This window comes from Methanomassiliicoccales archaeon (assembly GCA_013415695.1).
GTDB lineage: Archaea > Thermoplasmatota > Thermoplasmata > Methanomassiliicoccales > JAAEEP01 > JAAEEP01.
In genome coordinates this window covers 50508-72805 of record JAAEEP010000008.1, presented here as the reverse complement: position 1 = coordinate 72805, position 22298 = coordinate 50508, and the positions used below count along the sequence as shown (strand labels likewise).

At 50.2% G+C, this 22298-nt stretch carries 21 protein-coding genes; 9 read left to right on the top strand and 12 right to left on the bottom strand.

Annotated features, from left to right (window positions below):
- The first annotated feature begins 105 nt into the window (after positions 1–105).
- Both GKC03_05440 and GKC03_05435 read left to right on the top strand, forming a co-directional pair.
- On the top strand, positions 106–1275 hold the full coding sequence (locus GKC03_05440; GenBank protein ID NYT11983.1) for a DUF521 domain-containing protein: 1170 nt from the start codon (positions 106–108) through the stop codon (positions 1273–1275).
- Positions 1272–2048, top strand: coding sequence for a DUF126 domain-containing protein (locus tag GKC03_05435; GenBank protein ID NYT11982.1), 777 nt, complete (start codon positions 1272–1274; stop codon positions 2046–2048). The genes GKC03_05440 and GKC03_05435 overlap by 4 nt, the downstream gene beginning before the upstream one ends.
- Here GKC03_05435 and GKC03_05430 read toward each other — a convergent pair.
- The 3 genes from GKC03_05430 to GKC03_05420 all read right to left on the bottom strand — a co-directional run bounded on the left by GKC03_05430 (position 2045) and on the right by GKC03_05420 (position 7622).
- Entirely contained in the window at positions 2045–6217 is a 4173-nt protein-coding gene (locus GKC03_05430; GenBank protein NYT11981.1) for an isoleucine--tRNA ligase, read from the bottom strand. The two genes, GKC03_05435 and GKC03_05430, sit on opposite strands and share 4 nt — an antisense overlap.
- 127 nt (positions 6218–6344) lie before the next feature.
- The gene (locus tag GKC03_05425) at positions 6345–7376 is read right to left on the bottom strand and encodes a flap endonuclease-1 (GenBank protein NYT11980.1); all 1032 of its coding nucleotides are present in this window, start codon (positions 7374–7376) and stop codon (positions 6345–6347) included.
- A 63-nt stretch (positions 7377–7439) separates the two neighbouring features.
- Positions 7440–7622: a hypothetical protein gene (locus tag GKC03_05420; GenBank protein ID NYT11979.1), complete on the bottom strand. Its 183-nt coding sequence runs from the start codon at positions 7620–7622 to the stop codon at positions 7440–7442.
- A 227-nt stretch (positions 7623–7849) separates the two neighbouring features.
- Between GKC03_05420 and GKC03_05415 the strand changes: the two genes are divergently transcribed.
- Positions 7850–9196 carry an NAD(P)/FAD-dependent oxidoreductase gene (locus tag GKC03_05415; GenBank protein ID NYT11978.1) on the top strand — a complete coding sequence of 449 codons (1347 nt, stop codon included), beginning with the start codon at positions 7850–7852 and terminating at the stop codon, positions 9194–9196.
- Here GKC03_05415 and GKC03_05410 read toward each other — a convergent pair whose 3' ends face one another.
- From GKC03_05410 to GKC03_05400, 3 genes are all read right to left on the bottom strand, one after another.
- Positions 9197–9844, bottom strand: a complete 648-nt coding sequence (locus GKC03_05410) for a ribulose-phosphate 3-epimerase (GenBank protein ID NYT11977.1) — start codon at positions 9842–9844, stop codon at positions 9197–9199.
- A 73-nt stretch (positions 9845–9917) separates the two neighbouring features.
- On the bottom strand, positions 9918–10262 hold the full coding sequence (locus tag GKC03_05405; protein ID NYT11976.1) for a hypothetical protein: 345 nt from the start codon (positions 10260–10262) through the stop codon (positions 9918–9920).
- A gap of 24 nt (positions 10263–10286) precedes the next feature.
- The gene (locus GKC03_05400; protein NYT11975.1) at positions 10287–10700 is read right to left on the bottom strand and encodes a universal stress protein; all 414 of its coding nucleotides are present in this window, start codon (positions 10698–10700) and stop codon (positions 10287–10289) included.
- Between the two features lie 118 nt (positions 10701–10818).
- Between GKC03_05400 and GKC03_05395 the strand changes: the two genes are divergently transcribed.
- The 4 genes from GKC03_05395 to GKC03_05380 are packed head-to-tail and all read left to right on the top strand — an operon-like array spanning position 10819 to position 13565.
- A complete protein-coding gene (locus GKC03_05395) occupies positions 10819–11028 on the top strand; it encodes a hypothetical protein (protein ID NYT11974.1) in 210 nt (69 codons plus the stop codon).
- Between the two features lie 38 nt (positions 11029–11066).
- Positions 11067–12173 carry an MFS transporter gene (locus GKC03_05390; GenBank protein ID NYT11973.1) on the top strand — a complete coding sequence of 369 codons (1107 nt, stop codon included), beginning with the start codon at positions 11067–11069 and terminating at the stop codon, positions 12171–12173.
- A gap of 7 nt (positions 12174–12180) precedes the next feature.
- Entirely contained in the window at positions 12181–13089 is a 909-nt protein-coding gene (gene rnz / locus GKC03_05385) for a ribonuclease Z (protein NYT11972.1), read from the top strand.
- A 59-nt stretch (positions 13090–13148) separates the two neighbouring features.
- Positions 13149–13565 carry a VOC family protein gene (locus GKC03_05380; protein NYT11971.1) on the top strand — a complete coding sequence of 139 codons (417 nt, stop codon included), beginning with the start codon at positions 13149–13151 and terminating at the stop codon, positions 13563–13565.
- Positions 13566–13589: 24 nt separating this feature from the next.
- On the opposite strand, the gene GKC03_05375 is transcribed toward GKC03_05380, so the two are convergent.
- Together GKC03_05375 and GKC03_05370 are read right to left on the bottom strand one after the other, a co-directional pair.
- Positions 13590–14099, bottom strand: a complete 510-nt coding sequence (locus GKC03_05375) for a hypothetical protein (GenBank protein NYT11970.1) — start codon at positions 14097–14099, stop codon at positions 13590–13592.
- Between the two features lie 61 nt (positions 14100–14160).
- Entirely contained in the window at positions 14161–14673 is a 513-nt protein-coding gene (locus GKC03_05370) for a CBS domain-containing protein (GenBank protein ID NYT11969.1), read from the bottom strand.
- A 207-nt stretch (positions 14674–14880) separates the two neighbouring features.
- Here GKC03_05370 and GKC03_05365 point away from each other — a divergent pair, with 207 nt between their 5' ends.
- Entirely contained in the window at positions 14881–16077 is a 1197-nt protein-coding gene (locus GKC03_05365) for a methionine adenosyltransferase (GenBank protein ID NYT11968.1), read from the top strand.
- Positions 16078–16080: 3 nt separating this feature from the next.
- Complete coding sequence (locus tag GKC03_05360) at positions 16081–16665, top strand: DUF4443 domain-containing protein (protein NYT11967.1); 585 nt, start codon at positions 16081–16083, stop codon at positions 16663–16665.
- Between the two features lie 247 nt (positions 16666–16912).
- On the opposite strand, the gene GKC03_05355 is transcribed toward GKC03_05360, so the two are convergent.
- The 4 genes from GKC03_05355 to GKC03_05340 all read right to left on the bottom strand — a co-directional run bounded on the left by GKC03_05355 (position 16913) and on the right by GKC03_05340 (position 22164).
- The gene (locus GKC03_05355; GenBank protein NYT11966.1) at positions 16913–17653 is read right to left on the bottom strand and encodes a hypothetical protein; all 741 of its coding nucleotides are present in this window, start codon (positions 17651–17653) and stop codon (positions 16913–16915) included.
- A gap of 121 nt (positions 17654–17774) precedes the next feature.
- Entirely contained in the window at positions 17775–19844 is a 2070-nt protein-coding gene (locus tag GKC03_05350) for a thioredoxin domain-containing protein (GenBank protein NYT11965.1), read from the bottom strand.
- Between the two features lie 400 nt (positions 19845–20244).
- Positions 20245–20541, bottom strand: coding sequence for a hypothetical protein (locus tag GKC03_05345; GenBank protein ID NYT11964.1), 297 nt, complete (start codon positions 20539–20541; stop codon positions 20245–20247).
- 6 nt (positions 20542–20547) lie between these two features.
- Positions 20548–22164: an FMN-binding glutamate synthase family protein gene (locus GKC03_05340; GenBank protein NYT11963.1), complete on the bottom strand. Its 1617-nt coding sequence runs from the start codon at positions 22162–22164 to the stop codon at positions 20548–20550.
- Positions 22165–22298 lie beyond the last annotated feature (134 nt).

The following is a 22298-nucleotide window of genomic DNA, read 5'->3' as shown; positions in this document are numbered from 1 at the left end:
TGGGATTTCAAATGAAATTGAAATCTTCAAATCCGGTGTCAATGCCTCTGCATCACATGCCAGCAGCAAAGGGTTATTACCGCATTCTTCCCTTTGGGGAGTCAGATGTTTCTCACGAGACAGGAGGAGGATATACTCGACGGTGAAGAGGGTCCTGGTCAGCAGAAGGCCATGGAGATCCTGACGGCATTGGGCAAGATATTCGATGCCGAGAAGCTCATTCCCATCACGTCCGCCCATCTTTCTGGAGTATCTTACAAGACCATTGGTGAGGGAGGACTTCAGTTCTTGAACTCTCTCGAAGGTCAGGCCCAGATCCGAGTCAAGACCACGCTGAACCCCGCGGGAATGGACCTCGAGAGATGGAGGGATATGGGAGTAGATCCCCTCTTCGCTGAGAGACAGAAGGCGATCATCGATTCCTACAGCAGCTTGGGAGTTCAAACGTGTTGCACCTGCACACCGTATCTTCACTACAACGTGCCCAGATTGGGTGAGCATGTCTCCTGGGCAGAATCCAATGCCCTGTCCTTTGTGAACTCCGTTATTGGAGCCAGGACCAACCGGGAGGGGGGTCCAGGTGCCCTCTCGGCCGCAATCATTGGAAAGACGCCCTTGTACGGCCTTCACCTGGAGGAGAACCGTCACCCCAGTGTGATCGTGGAGGCTGACATAGGGGACGATATACTCTCCCACTCCCTACTTGGTCAGGTTATAGGCAAGAGGCTTGGCAACGCTGTCCCCTATTTCAAAGGCATCTGCCCCAACACCGACCGCCTTAAGACCATGGCGGCAGCAATGGCCGCTGCGGGAGCCATTGCGCTTTTCCATGTTGAAGGTATCACTCCAATTGAATATGGGCACGAACTCAAGGGTCTGGAGAGGATCCGGGTGGACTCCTCGGATATTGAGAAGGCGAAGGAATCCCTTAGCTCCGGAAAGGAACCAGACCTTATAGCCCTGGGATGCCCCCATCTTTCCGAGGCTGAGATGAGAGAGATTGCCTCCATTCTAGAGAAAAAGGAGAGAAAGAGGGACACTGAGGTCTGGTTCTGCACCAATAGATGGGTGAAGGAGCGTTGCCCCAAGGAGGTGACCACCCTGGAGAGGTTCGGGAAGGTGGTCTGCGATACCTGCATGGTGGTGGCTCCCATAGAGGATCATCATACATGCACTGGCACAAATTCGGCCAAGGCCTGCAATTACCTTCCTGGATTGTGCTCTCAAAAGGTGGTCTGCGATACCACAAAAGGCTTGTTGGAGCTGATATCGTGATACTCAAAGGTAGGGGAATCTCACCGGGTAAGGCCGAGGGCACAGCACTTGTCTTGGAACAGGCCTTCAGTTTCCTGGGAGGTGTGGACCCTTCTACCGGAATTCTTACCACTGATGGTTCTGACGAGAGCATCTCAGGAAGAATCTTGGTATTCCCCATGGGAAGGGGGAGCACTGTTGGGTCATACGTGATGCTGGATTTGAAGAGAGCTGGAAAAGCCCCTTCAGCCATAATCAACACTATGGCTGAACCCATCGTGGCAACTGGAGCGGTAATGGCTGAGATACCCATGGTGGATAACGTCGATATCTCGGTCATACGGACGGGAGACCACATGAAGGTAGATGCGGACTCAGGTGTGCTCGAGATCCCCTCTCTTGAGATAGTCCATGTGGTGACTAGCATTCTACGGAATCAGCAGAAAGTTCTCATACTCCAAAGAAGCGATGATGTCGGTTCCTGCAGAGGCATGTGGGCAGGTATTTCAGGCTACGTCGAGTCCGGGGAGACGTCAGAACAGGCTGCCCTCCGAGAAGTCTCGGAAGAGGCGGGCATAGATGACCCGATTCTGGTCCAGGAAGGGGAGCCGATAACCATCAGGAATGAGGATAGAGCCTGGATCGTGCATCCATTCCTCTTCGACGTAGGTGAAAGGAAGATCACCACGGATTGGGAGCACGTGGATCACGCCTGGATATCTCCGCTTGAGCTGAGGGACTACTCTACGGTTCCCGGACTTGACGATGTCTTCAGAAGGCTGGGACTTCTCTAGATCGTGGTGTCGACCTCTTTCTCCAGAAGGTTAAGCTCCGAGGGTTCAAGTGTTGAAGGGTTAAGTGCCAATAGCAGTATTGAGTTGTTGATGGCGATCTGATCCCGAAGGGACTGGATGAACCTTAGGACTGTCAGGAAGTTGTTGTTGGTAATCAGATATTCCAGACCATCCAGTAGGATTATTCCGCCCTCTGAACTGACGAATTGGTCGAGTGCGAATGAAAGCTTCTCCAGGTCCTTGGGTCTGAGAGAGTTCTCCTTTCCGATGGAGGACAGCCATAACATCTGTGTGTCGCCCAGATCGTACTTGGATTTTATCTTAAGCGGATAATTGCGGGTGACACAGAACCCCTTCAAACCCTCGTTGAGGGCATTCTGGAACATCTCGTAGGAACGTTTGGAACGCTCTTCCTTGATGAGATAGGTGAAACCTCCCTCGAGTACGAGCTCCTTGGCTTTCTCCCCTTCTGGAGTCGGTTTCGGTTCTTTGACAGCCTCCTCCTTCTTGAGCTTCACCTTGGGCGAGTAGCTGATGATATCCTCTGCTATGTCGCCGGCCCCCAATTTCTCAAGGTCGTCGATCTTGGCATTCTTGATCTTCTCAACCGAGTCGTACCCCGCCTGGTAGATCTTTACCGCCAGATCCTCGGTCACATTCGGTATGGAGATGAGATATTCGACTATCTCTTCCATGGGTGCCCCCTCCTCTTTAAGGGAAGCACCGCAACCGGAGCACTTCGCATCATCTTTGCCCACGATCGCTCCACAGCTGGGACATTTCTCTCCTTCATCGGGTCTCGCTTCGAGGAAATCGACGATCTTCTTCAAATCGGAGCTAGAGATTCCCTTTATGTCCTCGAGATACTCCTCGTCTTTGTTCCGGAGCTCATCCATACGGTTGATGCCCGCATCAATGAGTACCAGAGCGGCGTTCTGCGAAAGACCAGGAATGGTCATGAGATTCTCAATGCTGGCCTTGAGGTTGAGCGAGGTCACTGAAATGTGGATGTCTCCCCCCTCTACCTTCCAGTCAACGGCGTATTCTCCTTCGGGCTTATCAGTGAATATGAGGTTCCTGGATCTGGTCTCCTTCATGATGTGTTCTTTCCAGTCCTTGAAGTACTCCGTCATGGTCGCTGAGGCCTTCACCTCCGTGGAGATGAATTCCTCTACATCCAGCTTCATGTCCTTGCGCATCTGCTGGATACGCCTCACCAGCTCCCTGGCGAAACCCTCGGCTTTGATCTCGGGAGTGACCATGAAATCGATGAATAGGTCTCCCTCTGAGAACTGGACCTCTATGATGTCAGGTGGAAGGGAAGAGCTAAAGGATACCATGTTCGGTTCGATCTTCACCATCTGTCCCTCGATACCGAGCTGGTACTCTCCTTTTGATATGCTATCCTTGATTTGCTTGGCCGGTCTGCTCTTCAGAAGGACTGCGATCTTCGAGCTCCACTGGCGGTACACCTTTCCTATGGCATGAGGGTTGGGAATGACCGAAAGGATCATCTCATCCCACTCCTCGCCGGGAGCTAGCATCTCTACCTTCTTGACATTGGCCTGAGATTGTATAACATTCTCCAGGGTCTTCAGCGAGCGCATCATCTCCTCGCTCCTGCATCGGATGACGACCCTCTTCAGAGGCCAGCGGAGCTTCAGACCCACCTTCTGCCTTTCGGCTGCGATGATCTCTACCAGCTCCTGTGCCGACTGCATGGAGGCTTCTAGACGCTCGGAGACCCTGGTGAGGTCAGGAGTGGGCCAATCGATCATGTGGACGGATTCTAGGGTCCCGTCCATGTGGCGGTATATCTCCTCCGTGATATGTGGGCAGATCGGGGCAAGTAGTTTGGTGGCGGTCATCAATGAATCGTAAAGTACCTTGTATGCTGCGAGCTTGTCCAGGTCTCCCTCTTCCTTCCACATGCGATCCCGGATAAGACGAACATACCAACGGGAAAGGTCTTCCACAATGTAGTCCTCCAGAGTTCTGCAGGCGCGATGGAGCTCGTAGGAGTTGAGGTACTTGGCCATCTCATTCTTTATCTTCTCGGTCTTGGAGATCATCCACTGGTCCTCTGGGTGAAGTGCTCCACCAAGACTGCGATACTCCACTGAATCTGGATTGAAGTTATCTATGGACATGTAGGTCGCGGCGAATTTGAAGACGTTCCAGAGGATATTGAGCATCTTTCTGGCGTTCTTGACCCCTTCGTGCTGGAACGAGAGATCCTCCCAGGGTGCATTTGCTCTCAGCAGGTAGAAGCGAAGCGCGTCCGCTCCGAACTCATCCATGATCTTCTTTGGCTCAATTGCGTTTCCCTTGCTCTTGGACATCCTCTCCCCATTGGGGTCGAGGACCCAGCCATGCATGAGAACGCTTTCGTATGGTGCCCGATCAAAGGCTATGCATCCTGATGCAAGCTGTGAATAGAACCAACCTCGAGTCTGGTCGTGAGCTTCCACGATCCATCTTGCGGGCCACCAGCGCTCAAACTTATCCGTGTTGCTTGGGAAGTCCAGTTGCGCCCAAGAGCAAACACCGGCATCGAACCAAACATCTAGCACATCGGGTACACGGGACATGGGGCCACCGCAATTCTCACACTCGATATGCACTTCATCGATCCAGGGCCGGTGAGGTTCCAAGTCCTCACGGTATCCTTCAGCACCTTCCAGTTCCTTGAGCGAAGAAACTACCTTCATCTCCCCGCATGGGCAGGTCCAAACTGGAATGGGGACTCCCCAATACCTCTGTCTTGAAATGCACCAGTCACGAGCGTTGGCCACCCAATCTCTCTGACGGGATGAACCGGCCCAGTCGGGTGTCCATCGTACCCGGTCCACCTCTGAGAGCATTAGGTCCTTGAGTTTTGTGACCTGAAGAAACCACTGTCTCGTGGTCCTGTATATGATATTTGATTCACATCTCCAACAGTGGCCGTACCTGTGATCCACAGTGGTTCTGTAGAACATCAGCATATTCTTCTCAAGATCTTCCATGATGAGTTCGTTCGCCTTCTTGACGAACATACCGGCATATCTAGTGCCCGCTTCTTCCGTGTAGTTACCACCCTCATCCACGGGGCAGAATGGTGGAATATCGTATCTTTGGCCGAGTTCGAAGTCCTCTGGACCATGTCCAGGGGCGATGTGTACCAAACCAGTGTTCTCCGCCTCTACAGTCTCTGAGGGGATTACCTTGTGGATCCATTCCCCTGTGACTTTGGATTGATATGGAACCTCCTCTGCGAAGGGTGGAATATACTCCAGCCCTATCAGGTCCTTACCAGTCATCTCCTCCAGAATCTGGTATTCATCCCATTCGGTCATTATACCAATGGGCTCCACCAGATCTTTCATAATGATCAGAGTGAGGCTATCTCCGTTCTCGCGCAGATATCTGACCCTGACGTACCTGAAGTCAGGTTGGACCGCCACCGCCATGTTGGCCAGAAGTGTCCATGGGGTTGTCGTCCATATCAGAAGGGCGGCGTCTTGGTCCTTGAGTTTGAAGCGGACATAGATAGAAGGATCCTTCTCATCTGAGTACTCGATCTCAGCCTCGGCCAGAGCGGTTTCGCACCTGGGACACCACGAGAGCACCCTCTCTGCTGAGGTAAGCATATCCCGGTCATAGGCGCGTTTCAGTGTCCACCACGCCCCCTCTATATAGCTGGGGTTGAGCGTCATGTAAGGTCGGTCCCAGTCCATCCAGACCCCGAGCTCCTTGAATTGCTCGGTCATGCTCTTCTGGAAGTCAAGGGCGAACTGTTTGCAGGTGGAGACGAACTTATCAATTCCATATTCCTCGATCTCACCCTTGCTCTTCACTCCTATGGATCTCTCCACCTTGACCTCAATGGGTAGTCCGTGCATATCATATCCAGGTTGGTCACGGACATTGTGACGCCCCATCCTCTTGTACCTTAGGATCACATCCTTGATGGTCTTGTTTAGAGCAGTGCCAAGGTGGATGGCACCAGTGGTGTATGGAGGCCCGTCAACGAAGTAGAAATCGGGGTAGTTGGACTTCGAATCCTTGACCTTCTTGTAAATGTTATTCTCTGCCCAGTACTCCTGAACGTTCTCTTCTAGGTTCCTTGGATTGTAACTGGACTGGACTTGTTTGATCATCCCGTTAACCCTCTGAGCGTAAAGCACGATTTCCCCTTAAAAGATTACTGTTCTGGCAACCGTAATCTCAAATATGCCAGAGAACAAATTTCTCCGAGCCAGATAATACTTTTCATGAGAGTGTACATTCGGATAATAATTACAAACCCGGAAATTAAGAGAACATATCCAACTTGGACTGAGCCGCCTGTTCTCGCTTTTCCTCCCTCTCAGACTCCAGCTTATTCAAGGCACTTTCTACCCTCCCGGGTGTGAAGTCGTGTTCCTCCACCAAGAATTCCATCACCTTCTCCCTCTGGGCCGGCTTCCAGGTTAGGTCATATTCGGTCATCTTTTCGTAATCCAGGAAGATGCTTCTTATCTCCTTGAAGGATTCGATCATAAGGTCCTTTGCATCCAGGGATCTCTCCAGATCTCCATACTCTTTTATTAGGGTCAGGGCCTTCTTTGGCCCTATGCCCTTTATACCTGGGTTGAAGTCGGTGCCCATCATGATGCATATGTCTATGAGCTGATCCCTTGTCACCCCAAGATGCTCAAGGGCTTTGTTCAGTTCTATCATCTCTAGATTCACGGTGCGGTACCTCCTGCTTCCTGGAAGCTTCCTTCTTCCCGTGAGTGTGAGGTTCCTTACCAGTCTGGGGGCTCCAAAAAGCAGGGAGTCGAAGTCCTGAGAAGAAGCAGCCCAGACATCCCCCTTGGAAGCCATGAATGCAGCCTGAGCTTCCCCCTCCTCTGGAGCCTGTACCACAGGTATTCCGAGATAGGTCAGCAGTATTCTGGACGATTCGACTATCTCGTTGGTGATCCTGGATGACTGGGTGGCTTTGGAGAATGCTACCTCTAGATCACCCCTCTCCACCGCGTCCTTCCATTCCTTCTGAGCCTTTGCTCGCCTCTCTCCTCGCTCGGCGATAGTGTCCTTCTTGAGTTTTGACGGGATGCCATCGAAGACGTATGCGGGGAGAATGCCAGATTCGATAAGGTTGACGTTGCGGTACAGAAGTCCCGAAAGATGTGAGGTCACCCTGCCCTTGAAGTCCTTGAGTGGAGTACCATCCGGCTGTCTAATCACAGAGAGGAACTGGTATATTGCATTGTAGGCATCGATGGCAATCGTCCTTCCCCTAAGGTCCTCGATCTCAATTTCCTCGAAGGGAACTATGTCCGAGAGATTCACGCCCATGCTATCAGTCCTTACAATGGACACCTCGATATTTCACTTTGACTAATAATGACCGGCTGAGGATCACGAATTCTTTCCATTCCGGTTATGGGGAATGTAGAGCATGATGATAACAACCCCGATCCAGATGAAGATTGAGATAATTATGCAGATGCTTGACTGGAGGTAGACCGCGGCGGCGAGTAACATGATGGGAAAGACCGCGGCCAGCAGAATGATGAATCGGTTGCTGGTGAACTCACTCATTGAGGTACCTTCCGCGGAATGGCAGGAGTCATTATTGAAACTTTGCATGAATTCAAGAAATCAAATTATGCAATTTGATGATACATTCAAGTGAAGCCAGATATCTAAAACCAGCTTCAATGTCATGCATATGCCATTCCCTACCTTCTCAACAATTCGGTGTTCTTGAGGCATTGGAGACGTTCAGAAGGGTTTTATCCTGTCTTGGGATTTCATATATGAGGCTCATGTCCGAAATGTACGATCTGATGGTCATAGGCACTGGGGTAGCAGGGAACAAGGCTGCCGAGAAATGCGCTCGCTACGGTTTGAGAGTGGCGATCTCCGAGAACCGCGAGATGGGAGGGACATGTGGCCTCAGGGGTTGCAATCCAAAGAAGGTCCTTACCACTGCAGCCGCGGTCGTAGATCAAGTTCGAAGGATGAAGGGAAAAGGAATCTCTCAAGGTTCGGGGTTGATCTGGTCAGAGCTGATGGATTTCAAGAGGGAATTCACCGATCACATACCAGGCGATAGGGCAAGGAGCTACCAGCAGCTTGGCATCGATGTTTTCAGGGGAGAAGCAAGTTTCGTCAACGAGTCATCTGTGAAGGTTGGGAGTGAGGTCATAGAAGCAAGAAAAATACTGGTTGCTACAGGAGCAATTCCCCAAACTTTGGGCTTGCCAGGGGAAGAACTCATGATCACCAGCGACGAATTCCTTGAATTGGAAAGACTTCCTCAACGCATCCTCTTTATCGGAGGAGGATACATTTCTTTCGAATTCGCTCAGGTGGCCGCCATAGCGGGAGCTGAGGTCACCATTGTTCAACGTGGTTCCAGGGTTCTGAAACATTTCGATGAGGACCTGTCTGAGAGAATTGTTCACATTTTCAAGGAGGATATGAACATCGATGTTCGAATCAATGCGCCCCTTGGATATCTTGAGAGGAGGGAAAATTCCATCCAGGCCCGCTGTGGGCGGGAAGGAGAAGTGATGGTAGAGGCGGACATGGTAGTGCACGGTGCGGGAAGGATTCCCAACATTGGTACTTTGAACCTAGAGGCGGCCAATGTCGTCTATGATGTAAGGGGCATTGAAGTGAATAGTCACATGCAGAGTGTTTCCAACCTCAACGTCTACGCCGTTGGGGATGCCACAGTAGAAGGAATGCCCCTGAGTCCAGTGGCGGATATGGAAGCTTACGTGGTAGGGGAGAATCTGGTCAAGGGTAATAGAATGGAGGCCAACTACGAGGGTATTCCCACCGTGGTATTTACAACGCCCCCGATGGCCAGCGTGGGCATGAATGAGAAGGAGTGTGCTGCTGGTGGCATGAAGTATAAGGTCAAGAGAGGGGACATGACCGACACGCATTCCTCAAGAAGGGTGATGGTCCGCCACTCGGAGTACAAGATTCTCATAGAAGAGGCGACCGATCGAATACTGGGTGCACACATCATGGGTAACCGTGCAGATGAGGTGATAAACATCTTCGGGATGGCCATCAGGTACGGCCTGACGGCCAGTCAGATAAAGTCAATGCCCTTCGCATTCCCCTCTGATGTGTACGATGCTAGATACATGGTGTGATCAGTAGAGCTTCCATTTGGCGATCTCCGCGGCCATGTCCTTTGCTCCGAATAGTGAGCTTCCGGCATCCAAAACGGATGCTCCCGCCTCGACCGCTATCTTTCCAGTCGCTGCGTTGATTCCACCATCCACCGCGATATCCACCTCAAGACCATTTTCGGCGATGAATCTCCTCGCCTCGATGATCTTGGGCACGACCTCGTGCATGAAAGTCTGCCCACCGAATCCTGGATTGACCGTCATTATGAGTAGGAGATCTATTTCCTCAATGAAGGGAACGACTTCATGAAATGATGTTTCTGGATTCAACGAGACCCCCGGTCTCTTACCCATTACCCTGATTTTCTCAAGGGTTTCTTCAACCTTGTCGGATGACTCCAAATGAATCGTGATGAGGTCAGCCCCAGCTTCTGAGAAGCTCTCTATATAGTTCTCTGGCCTCAGTATCATGAGGTGTACATCGAATGGAAGACCGGTGTGCGCTCGAATCGCCTTCACCACTCCCGGGCCGATGGTTATATTGGGAACGAAATTTCCATCCATCACATCCACATGGACCCAATCCGCCCCGGCTTTCTCAACTCTTTTAACCTCTTCTCCTAGCTTGCTGAAGTCCGCCGAGAGTATGGAAGGGGCAACCTTGATCATCCGGCGTGAATCGGAAAGAGTGTAGAATAATGTTTCTGAGAGATATCCCCTTTTTGCGTTTCCTCAAAGCGGACTATTGCATCTTAGGACCTGCTGCAACGGAAATCAGTGCCACACCAAACACCATCAGAAATGCGACGAGAAACGGGAAGAAGTTCAGGACCGTCTCGCCGTTTTCACCATCCGATGCGTATGCGTGGGACGAACCTTCCTGATCCCCGAATGTGGTGAAGAATATGTTTCCCAGGGCATCAACTGAAGGAGATTCGCTCCCCCAACCATCAACTTCGTTGATACCACGCCGTTCTCCATAGGGATAGACACAATGATCGCCCGCAAATAATATTAGTCTATCAAAATCTCCTTTTTCAATCTGGTGGGGAATAATGTCATGGAGGACCTCTAAAGCCGTGATCATTGATTGCTATTGGTCCAACAGATTTCACGGGACAACCATGACCGGCCTCTTGCAATGATGCACTACCTTGCTGGAAACGCTACCCATCAGAAATCCCTTGATGCCGCTAAGTCCTCTGCAACCAACCACTACCAAGTCAAAGTCCTTGGAAGCCTCTATGAGGGCCTGGGCAGGATGTTCGAGTTCCACCCGCTCCTCCATCGCCACTCCCTTCTCATTCAGGATGTTCTTGGCATTCCTCAGCCTTATCTGGTGAATCCCCTCGCTCTCTGGGAGGTAGGTGTCCTTTCCACTGAAAAGTACCGCGTCAGATGGCGCGATGGCCAGGAGTAAGGTCACCGACGCATTGAATCTGGTAGCAATCTCCGAGGCGAACTCTACCGCCCTGAGGGAATTCTCCGAACCGTCCACTCCGACTAGTATCTTCTTAATTTCCATGGGCGTACCTCCATAATAAAAATTGGAGCCCCATTCGCTTAAGGTTGTCGATGGTGCGTCCATCGCTCCGGAAATTCAAGAGTAAAGCTTTTACCCAAAAAAATGATTGAACGTCAGCATGGCCAAGCAAAGGGATGATTCGGTTAAGACGTGTGACATAGAGGGGTGTGACAATCCCATGGAACGTTCAATTTCTGCCAAGAAGGTGGAGCAAGCTGGCCTGGATATTGAAGAATCCCGGGGCAAGGTCCACCTGTGCAAGGAACATTACAAGGAGTACAAGAAAGCATCCAAGGCGGACCGCAAGCTCGAGGCTCTAGGAAGATAGCCCAATCATTATTAATTGCTCCGAGGATTCGGGGCCCAATGAAGCCATCGGCTATTCAATTCTTCTCGACCGCTGGACTGTTCGCGTCCATTCTTCTCATTCCAAACCTGGCGCGTGACGAGTTTGGCTCGACCAACATCGAGATTGGCTTCATCGTGGCGTTCTATTCCCTTGCGCTATTCATCTCGGCCTATATCTTCGGTAGGGCATCTGACGTTCACGGGCGGAGGATGATCCTCAGAGCAGGGCTCCTCCTCTCAATAATATCGCTTGCACTCCAAATTCTGGCTTTTGATACATTCTCCTTGATCATTGCCAGGGTACTGGTCGGATTCTGTGCAGGCATGTTTCCCTCCGCACTACTTGTCTACGTTTTCGATGCGAAGGGGAAGATTGGAAGGTTCAGCGCCTTCGGCTCACTCGGCTTTGGTTTTGGTGTGCTCGTAGCGGGTTTCATTGGAGATTTCAACCTCATCTTCCTCGCTTCATCTCTGCTGATGGCAGTGGCCTTCCTGATCTCTATGGTTCTACCCTTTGGGAAAGAAATCCATCAGAAGGTCCCCTTGTTCCCTTTGGAGATCATGAAGAAGAACTTCCCGATCTATGCGGCTGTGATCATTCGACACACGGGGGCAAATATGGTCTGGGTAACATTTCCGATATTCCTTGAGGATATCGGGGCAGAACCTTTCTTCATAGGGGTGATCTACGCTACCAATGCGGTAGTGCAGTTCACCGCCATGCAGCTCATCGAGCGTTTCCGATCAACCTATCTGATGGCTGCCGGTCTAATCCTCTCCACCACGGTTTTTATCCTCTTCACTCGTATCCACATCTTCTGGGAGATACTTCCCCTGCAGGTGGTCCTCGCCACTGCTTGGGCCTGCATATACATAGGGTCCCTGAACTACATCCTTGTCAGGAATCCAGAGAAGGGAACCTCTGCCGGACTGCTTCAGTCATCAATCAGCATTTCGGCCATCATCGGCGCGATGGTTGGAGGAGTCATCTCATATGCTTATGGATACCACGGTGCCATGTTCATGGCAGCGACGATGGCCGCAATAGCCCTGGCGTTATTCGTCTGGGGTGATCGGTGGACCCAGAAACGGTTCGGTAATTCCTATATAATCAGGGATGCATAGCTGGAGCGTGAAATTGGTCTTCCTGGGAACCAGCGGTGCCATTCCCTCGGTGGATAGGAATCTAACCTCAACAGCAATCCATTACGGCTCTGAAGTTCTTCTCTTCGATTGCGCCGAGGGCACCCAGAGACAGTTCATGATGTCCAGCCTCTCGTTCATGAAGGTTGATAAAATTTTCATCACCCACTTCCACGGGGATCACTTCCTTGGATTGCCGGGCATCCTTCAGTCCATGGGTTTCATGGGGAGGGATTCTCCAATTTACATTTTTGGCCCGGAGGGCATGGTCAAGATTATGAAGGACATGGTTCAGATGGGCTATTTCGCCAGGGGCTTCGAGATTCATGTGGGTGAATTGAATAGCGATGACCTCCTTGATTTCGAAGAATATACGGTCAGGGCAGTGGATATAGAGCATGGAGTTCCAGGACTGGGTTACGTCTTTGAGGAGAAACCGCGAAGGGGCAGGTTCAACCTGGATAGGGCGAAGGAACTCGGTATACCCGAAGGACCGCTTTACAGAAGGCTCCAAGCCGGGGAGACCGTTGAAGTGGAAGGAAGGAAGTACTCTCCAGACATGGTCATTGGTCCTCCGAGAAAGGGCAGGAAGATAGTTATCTCTGGAGATACCTCGCCATGCCGGAGCATGATCCAGGCTGCTGCTGGAGCCGATGTGTTGGTACACGAGAGCACCTATGCCTCGGACATGGCGGACAAGGCCGAGGAGTATGGTCACACTACGGCAGAAGGGGCTGCCAAGATCGCGAAAGAAGCGGGAGTCGATTCCCTCTATCTTACCCACATCTCCAATCGTTACGAGGACGTTTCGCTTCTGGAGAACGAAGCCCGGGCCATATTCCCCAATACTTTTGTTGCGGAGGACCTGATGTCAATCGAGATCCGCTCAAAGGAGTGATCAGGTCAGGAGAATATTCATACAAAGAAATGGAATTGAGATTGGAGGGAGCCAACTCAATGAAAATGATAAGCATAATCACCCTGGGAGTTCGGGAAATCCAGAAAGCAGCAGAGTTCTACGAAGCGCTTGGATTTGACCGGTCGGAAAAGAGCGATGACAATATTGTTTGGTTCCGAACTGGAAGCACTGTTCTCGGTCTCTACCTCTGGGATGCTTTGGCGGATGATGTAGGTATGCCCCCCGGAGGAAGTGGGTTTCGAGGCATAACGTTGGCCCTGAACATGAGTTCCAAGAATGATGTCGATAATATGATCGAACGAGTCAGGAGTCTTGGAGCATTCATAATAAAGGAGCCTCAAGACGTTTTCTGGGGAGGTTATTCTTCATACTTTCGAGATGTGGACGGTCACTTGTGGGAAGTAGCTTGGAATCCGTTCACAGAGGTGGATGAGGAGGGCAGGCTTTCCTTGTAGTAATCATCTATCGGACCAATGAAGTCACCATGGGGGTAACCCCGTGGTCCTTAGGACGTGATTATACTGCTTGGCCAGTTCATGGGCATCATAGGTCTGCCAGATAAGGACTATCAGCCATATTACGGTCAAGACTATGAAGGGAACGATCACGGTTTCGTCAATGTAGCCTATACCGCTCACCATCAGATACATCATTACAGCAACGAACATGGGAACGATTATCAATCCGAAAATGAGGAGGGCGATCCCCCTCGCAATTTTTCCTACATATAGGTGACCAATTCCCATGAATCCTATTATTCCTAGGATGAGGGCTATTAAGAGCACAGTACCGGGATCCTTCTCCTTTACCCATGGTCTATGGTAGGGCGGCGGGTAATAAGATTCCTGGTAATTCGATCTTGGGTATTGAGCCTCTTGATAAGTCGGTCCCGCATGTTCTTTGTGTGGAAGTTTCCAACCGCATCTGGAACAGTACTTGGACCACTCCCAAATAGGTTCACCACAACGTGGGCAACTGAAGTTGGACAAGCGTCCCCACCGTTAGAAATTATTCCTTTGAAATTAGATAATCTTATCGTTATCAGGCCAATTAGATCAGCTTCAGAATATCTGATGAGGTGACGATCCCGGTGATATCTCCCCTGTCCGCCACTAAAACAGCGCCTGAATGTGAGAGCAGGGGGGTGATTGTCTCCAGTAAGGTTTCCTCACTGACGATGGGAAACGCATCTTCCATGCTGGACTCCACGCTTCGTTCACCTAAGTCGGCCATACTTGTCCCCTCGCGTAGAAGACGGAGTACACCCCTTTCACTAACGCTTCCCACGTGTATCTTTCCGTTAAATACCGGAAGTTGGGAGAACCCCCTTTCCCTCATGATCTCTGATGCTCTCCTCAAGTTGTCCGATACCTGTACGCTTATCACGTCTATGGTGGCTACTTCTTTGACCTTCCTTCCAGCACGACGTTTGTCCATTTCCTCCTGGAGTATTTTGAAGATGCTTGAGACGGCCTCGTATGAACCATGGATAGTGCCTCTCTCTATCTTAGTTATTGTAGACTGGCTGACGCCCGACCTCGCTGCGAGCTCAGATTGAGTCATATCCGTGCCTAGACGTAACTGCCTAATTTTTGATGGAGGAGGGAACATGGCAATAGACCATGTTCCTATTCATATTTGAATAATCCTGTCAATCACCTATATATGCAAGTAAATATTACGACGATTCTATGGGATGCTTCCAGGATTACTGGCTAATGTCGATATTCCACCTGGATAGCAGATCTTGATTGAAGAAGGTGATATTCAATGTCAAAGAACATCGTGGTTGAAGAGATCGATTATACACCGGTATATAAGCAAAGAGTCGAACTTGTAGAGAGAAAGGGAATAGGGCACCCTGACAGCATCGCAGATGGATTGGCCGAATCAGTGAGCCGAGCATTGTGCAAGATGTATTTGAAGGAGTTTGACCAGATATTGCATCACAACACTGACGAGACCCAGATCGTGGGAGGTCAATCCGCACCCCAGTTCGGTGGAGGGGAAGTCCTTGACCCCGTATACATCCTGCTTGTCGGAAGGGCGACCACTGAGGTGAATGGAGAGCGGCTCCCCTATCGAAAAGTGGCCCGCGATGCCGCCGGCGACTATCTAAAACAATACTTCCCCAATCTTGATTTCGAATCCGATGTCACCCTTGACACCAAGATCAGCAGGGGAAGCGTAGACCTTACAGGAGTCTACTCCTCGGCTAAGCTTTTAGCAAACGATACCTCATTCGGTGTGGGATTCGCTCCCTTTAGCCAGACCGAGACGGTGGTCCTAGAGACAGAGAGGTTCATGAACAACTCCCTCAAGAAGAAAGTGAAGGGAACGGGGGAAGATGTGAAGGTAATGGCCTCGAGGTTCAACGATACGATCACCCTGACCATCGCATGCGCCATGGTCGACAAGTACATCGACGACAAGGACGCCTATGTCTCCATCATAGAGGAGGTCAAGGACAAGGCATTTGATTTTGCCAGCGGAATCACCGACAACGAGGTTGTTGTCTACATCAACACCGCTGATGATTATGAAAACGGCATCTTCTACAACACTGTTACTGGGCTATCTATGGAGAATGGAGACGATGGCTCAGTGGGTCGTGGCAACAGGGTCAACGGGTTGATAACTCCCTTCAGGCCGATGAGCATGGAAGCGGCAGCGGGAAAGAATCCGGTCACCCACGTAGGTAAACTCTACAACATCCTGGCCAATGTGATATCCAATCAGATCGCTGAGGAGGCATGTGGAGATATCGAAGAAGTGAGGGTGCGCATTCTGTCCCAGATTGGAAAGCCTATCAATCAACCCTATACCGCAAGCATCCAGCTGATCATGGAAGAGGGGGCCAATTGTGCCAAATGGTACAAGGAGTCTGAATCTATTGCCGCGTTCTGGTTGGACAATATCGAGGAAGTGACGAAGAAAATTGTAAATGGTGAGATTGCGGTTTTCTGACTAATGAAACTCATCGATCTCAAGGAGTACGGCCCTATACATCGCTTCGGTGATCATCATGTATATAGGGCCCTCTCACAACTTTCAGACTGCAAGCGCCGTGGCAGGAAATCCCTCGCTGACAGCATTGGGATCGGGGAAGGAAGCATTCGCACAATCCTGGAGTTCCTCAGGGACAAGGGGTTTATCGAGGTTAGGCAGACGGGCATTCAGATAACAAAAAGTGGTAGCTATTTCTTAGAGGGCATTCCCATGAAGGTGGAAAGGCTTCCCTCGACTGATATGTCCCTCAGCGATAGCAACGTCGCCGTTCAGGTGAGAAGTTCCGCCAATATGATCGCCAGTGGAATACAGCAGAGGGATTCCGCAATCAAGGCAGGGGCGGATGGCGCGACCACCATCGTGATCAAGAAGGGAACCCTCATCATTCCACCCGACTACAACCTTGACCTGGAACAGCCAGCAGACGCCAGAGTCCTGCGAGAGCTCTTTAATCTCAAGGAAGGAGATGTGATCATAATCGGGACAGCCAAGAATTTCGATGATGCTGAGAACGGGGCAGTGGCTGCAGCGCTAGATATAATGTAATTCGATGATTTAGTCTGAAAAATTCAAAATCGATGCTGGAAATCAATAAATATCATATACCTATATATTGGATGTATCATCCAACATAGACCCATCAACTGAGGTCGAGGCAGAAGGGAATGTTACACCCTCCTCAGAAACTCACTCAGACCTCTGCTTCCCTCAGGCGGGTCACCTTCTTCTCGCCGATCAATATGGATCAAGCTTAATGTCGGTGTACCACAAGTCAACCATTTCTTGACCAAGATCACTCGGTTATCTCTGGATGGGCAGATGGGTCGAAGGGATTGGTCCTCATAGCCAGTGAGAAGAGATACGGGTAGTTGTTCTTGAGGTGCATCATGTATTCAAGCCATTCTTCAATAAGTCGACCGTATGCACGACTAATGTCACCCCTGATGTGCCCTATATCTGGGGTTCCCAATTCCTCGATACTCTTCCTGGCAGAAAGCTCTTCTCCAAGGTGGAAGACTGCCCATAGTAAGTCCGTGAACAATTCATGTTCCAGAAGGTTTGGGTTCTCAAGCAACCGGATAAGGAATTCACGCTTCTGTCTCATGAATTTCTGAAGTCCTGGAAGATCTCCTCTGAGGGGGTCAATCTCGAACTTGGTACTTTTTACATTGGCTATTACGGTAGTGAATCCCTCATTGGTCCAGTCTTTGGTAATGAAAAGCTCCCTACTGATCCTGTCCTCCTGTGGGTCCATGTCGGAGAAGAATTTCAGGAGTTCTGTTCCAACTTCGCTAAAGAATACACCAATAACCATATTCAGCTTCTCTAGTATCTGTTTCTTCTCGCGTCTGCTTAGCAGCTCATGGAAGACCAGAGTTATCAGCAATACTTCCAGGAACATAAATCCAAGGTCACCTATCAGGTAGATGAAAATGTGATGGACATCATGAAAGATCAGGTAATGGGAAAAGTAGGTCAATGCTGATAGTACACCGAACAGTGCTGCCAGCTTGATATAGAACCACTTGGACATTATTCCTCTCCCTGATCAGCGGAACATTCCTTGTTCGAAGGCCGGATCCGAATGAGATATTTCAATGCGTTAAATAAATTAATTTCGCACTTAGAGATGAAGGCGTAGCCCTAAGATATTGTCATTTCCCAATCATGGATCTCAACATCTCATCAGCTGAGCTGGTTGGGGCTCTGCACGATCTCCCCGAACACACATAGGCCTGGGCCTCTCCCTCTTTGGTCATCATGTGCTCAGTGAAGGGCGCTATTTTTGAAAGCGAATCGTCACTCTTGATCATCACTATTGCTTCTGGAAGGTACGCATTTCTAATCGCAGAGATCATCTCCCCAACATCATCTGACATGGGATCACCCACAATGACCACCTCACTGGATGGCTCGAGTACCATGTCCAATCCAGTTAGGAAAAGGGTGAAAGCCATAGGGTTATCAACGACCCTTCCTGAGTAGGTTTGGGCTAGCTTCTTGGCCGCCGCTTCAATTCCAGTGTCCCCAGTTATCCTGAATATCATAACGAGGTCCAGGAAAGCGACGGAATTGCCAGACGGAATCGCACCATCGTACGATTCCATCTTTTGAAATATCATATCCTCCCCTTCCTTTGGGGATAGGAGGAAGAATCCAAGATCATCATCCCAGAAACGATCGAGCATCTCCTTCGTTAGAGCGACTGCTCTTTCGAGCCAAGAGATTTCGAAAGTTGTTTGATAGAGTTCTATGAGGCCCCATATGAAGAAGGAGTAATCCTGAATGAAGACTTCCTTGGACAACTCTCCCTGCCGGTACCTGTGCCTTAGACCGGTCCTCGACATCTTCTCCAGAATGAATCGAGCAGCCTTCTCACCTGCTTTCGATAGTTCGCAAGAATCAATGGCTCGACTGGCCTTGGCGAGAGCGACCATCATGAGGCCATTCCAATCCGTGAGGACCTTGTCATCTCTCAAAGGTCTTTCCCTATTTTCCCGAACCTTCCGCATCCTTGCAAGGGAAACTTGCATCTTATCGATTAGTTCGATTACGTCCAAACCAAGTTCCTTGGAGATATCATCGAAGCTCCGGCTCAAGTGGAGTATGTTCATGCCGCTCCTACTGCCGTCCGACTCTCTGAAGTTCCCCTCCTCTTCAACGTTGAATTCATCAATGATAAGATCGGCTTCGTCGCCTAACGTTTCCACGATCTCGGCCTTGGTCCAGAGGTAGAACTTACCTTCAACTCCTTCACTATCCGCATCCTCCGCCGAATAAAATGCTCCTTCTGGAGAGGTCATGTCCCTTCCAATGTAGGCGACGATGTCCTCCACGGTCTTTCTGAAATCCAGTCTCTTTGTTGCCTGATATGCCTCTGAATAGGCCATAAGAAGCAGTGCTTGATCATAGAGCATCTTCTCGAAATGAGGGACAAGCCAGTAGCCATCGGTCGAGTATCGATGGAAACCTCCTCCTACATGGTCCTTTATCCCACCAAGGTACATGGCTTGAAGTGTGAATTCAACCATCTCCAACGCCTGTTTCTCCCCCGTGCGTCGCCAGTACCTTAAAAGAGCCAGAATTTTATGGGGCAAGGGAAACTTTGGTGGAGGTCCGAATCCACCGAATTTCTCATCAAAGCTATCACGGAGCTGCAAATAAAGCGAATCGAAGATCCTTCTGTCTATTTCCTCCCCCTTATCCCTTATTGCCAGCTGATCAGCGATTGCAGAGGTCGCCCGTTCCGCCACCTCGTCCACCTTTCTCCTCTGAGTCTTCCATGCATTGGCAATCTCAATCAGCAACGGTCTGAGTCCTCGCATTCCAAAGTGCCCTTCCCTAGGGAGGTAAGTTGCAGCGAAGAAAGGTTTCCTATCCGGCCTCATGATGATCGTCAGGGGCCAACCGCCAGAACCCGTCATCATCTGGCACACATCCATGTAGGTGGAGTCGACATCAGGTCTTTCCTCCCGATCCACCTTGATGCTCACATAGCTCTCATTCAAGATCCTGGCGACCTCCTGATCCTCGAAAGATTCCCTTTCCATGACATGGCACCAATGACAAGTGGAATAGCCTATTGAGAGGAATACCGGTTTGTCTTCATTCCAGGCTTTGCGGAATGCTTCCTCCCCCCAAGGATACCAATCCACCGGGTTGAAAGCGTGCTGGAGTAGGTAAGGGCTCTTTTCTTTCTTGAGTCGGTTTGCTTCACTCTTCAACTGAACGCATCCTTCTTTACAATGGGCAGTCGGACATTACATATCTTTTCATAAGCTTGGGATACAGTTTGAAATTGATAATAAAAAAATGAGGTGAGCGCCCGAAAGAGGTCGGAGGCTCAACCCCCCCTATTACTTGAATCCCCCTATATCGGCCTTGCAACCGATTCTAACCGCGTCACCGCGGTATTGGCTTTGATGGAACTGACCGATATTAAAGGTTTCCCACAATTAATGATGTTAATGCCAGTCTTTTCAATAGCAATTAACGGAGAGAACGATGATTATTCGCATAAAAATTGAAATAGGACACCCGAAGTCTCGAATTATGGTCTTTCTTGTTGTGGTTTGAGTCTACAGCTTAAGCTAGGGCTTGTTGATGTATCGCCGTTCTTTGTTATCACTTGCTTGCTGGTAGGAATCCATCTTCTACAGTTGTGATTCTGTACCTGCAGCCGATCTCGCTCAGGACCTCATCGATGTTGAAGATGAGGAGGCGGATCATCTTCTCGTCTGGCTTTTCCGCCCACTCGAACTCCACATCATAGGGTCCGATGATGAATCCTGCTCTGGGGATGATCTTATTGGTTAGCCGTCCTTCCGTGAGTTCCGGCAGTTCTTCAGCCAGCTTGGTCAGCCTAATAAAGGCCTCTTCCATTGGTGGTCCGTATAGCTTAAGCAGACTCTTCCAAACCATTGTTCCTCACTCCCAGTACGCCAAGATTCCTGGGATTACCTCCGAAGCCCTCTGGTCGAAGGTCGGGATCCCGGTAACCTTAGCGGCATATTCGCTGAGAGACAGGATGTCGCTTCTCTCCAACAGGTCCAACTTGAACTTCCTGGAGCCAGCCTGGAGCTGTTTGAGACCCTCGCCGATCCGATCTATCAAATAGGTGTATAGACCGACCGCGCCCCATGGAATGTCCCTCCCGGGCTTGAGATCGGGGAACTCGTTCTCGAGATGCCTGGTGGCAATGAAGAAGTTCTCAGGATCGCTGGTATACTGGTCGGAGAACGACTTGGGAAGTTTGCCCTTCTCGGCCAGTCTGGCGAAGTACTTTGACTTCATAACCGCGGTCAGTGGAGCCCTTGCCATGGCCGATGTCTTGATGAGTGGACCTCCACCCAGATTCGACATCGCCATCGCCTTGAAGATCTGGGTCTCGTTGACAAATCCGCCGGCCATTGCCAAGTCGGGGATGAATCGTCCCTGCTTCTTCAAAATGGAAGCGGCCAATAGGACCTGGGATTCGAGGTGGATCGTAGGGGTTGACATCTCGTTCATCATGGGGACAGGGCTCATTCCTGTTCCTCCTCCTGCGCCGTCGAAGGTAAGCATATCGATCTTAGCCTCAGAGGCCACCTTCATTGTCCAGGCTACGACCTCAGGCTTGTATGCACCCTGTTTCAGGAATACGTATTTCGCTCCCATGTTTCTGAGGTTCTCAACATCCTCTATGAAGTCCTTAGCGTTGGGGAATCCAACTCTTGAGTGGCGTTCGAAGCTCTTGAATGCTCCCGCCTTAAAGGATTCCTGAACTTCTGGATCCTCTGGGTCTGGAATCACAAGATACCCGCGCTTCTTGAGCTCAAGTGCACGCTCCAAAGTGTGTAACCGAACCTCGCCACCGATTGCCTTGGCACCCTGACCAAACTTGCGCTCGATTATGTCGACCTCAAGCTTGGATAGAGCATACTCGTCCACACCTCCCCTGATATCCTCGACATTGGTCTGGACCACGATGTTACCGTGCTCTCCATCCCACAATTCCCTGAAGGAATTAACCCTGAACTCCATGTCTGGAGATCTCTGGATCTTACCGTTAGAGTAGACAGACTCATGATCCATTCCGCAGACATTCTCTCCCACGGTCTCTATGATTCCTGCCAGGGCAGCGCCCTTTGCTAGACTATCCCAGTTCCTCTTGGCAACCGCCGTGGAGCCAAGGCCTGCGATAACCACAGGTATCTTCAGTTTGATGGGCTTCTTAGAGCTTGTAGCCACGGTTGTGCTGCAGTCAGCATTCTCAAAGAAGGCGACGTCAGGATCTTCCTCAACACCCCAGGCACCGATAAGCTCTGCGAGTATCTGGAAGTGGGAGAAATCGATGAAATAGTCCTTGTTTGAAGCAGCAGTGCTTTCACCGAAGTATTCTGGAGAGGGATATAGAGTTTCCCTACCTCTGAACGCGGCCTTTCCTATTTCACAAATCGTACCGCACTCTTCTATACACAATGGACACATTCCGCTAATTGGAGTCACGTCCTGGACCCTTGTTTTGGTTCCAGTAGTAGACTTCGAATGTTCAACAACTCTCATCTAACACCACACCTTTTACGGTTGGGGACGGGGAACGTGTTTTTTGATATTTTAAGCTAATTCAGTGTGGTTGACGAATATCGTATACACTATACGAATTGCCCGGAAATAGGCCGTTTCACAGGATTTTGTCG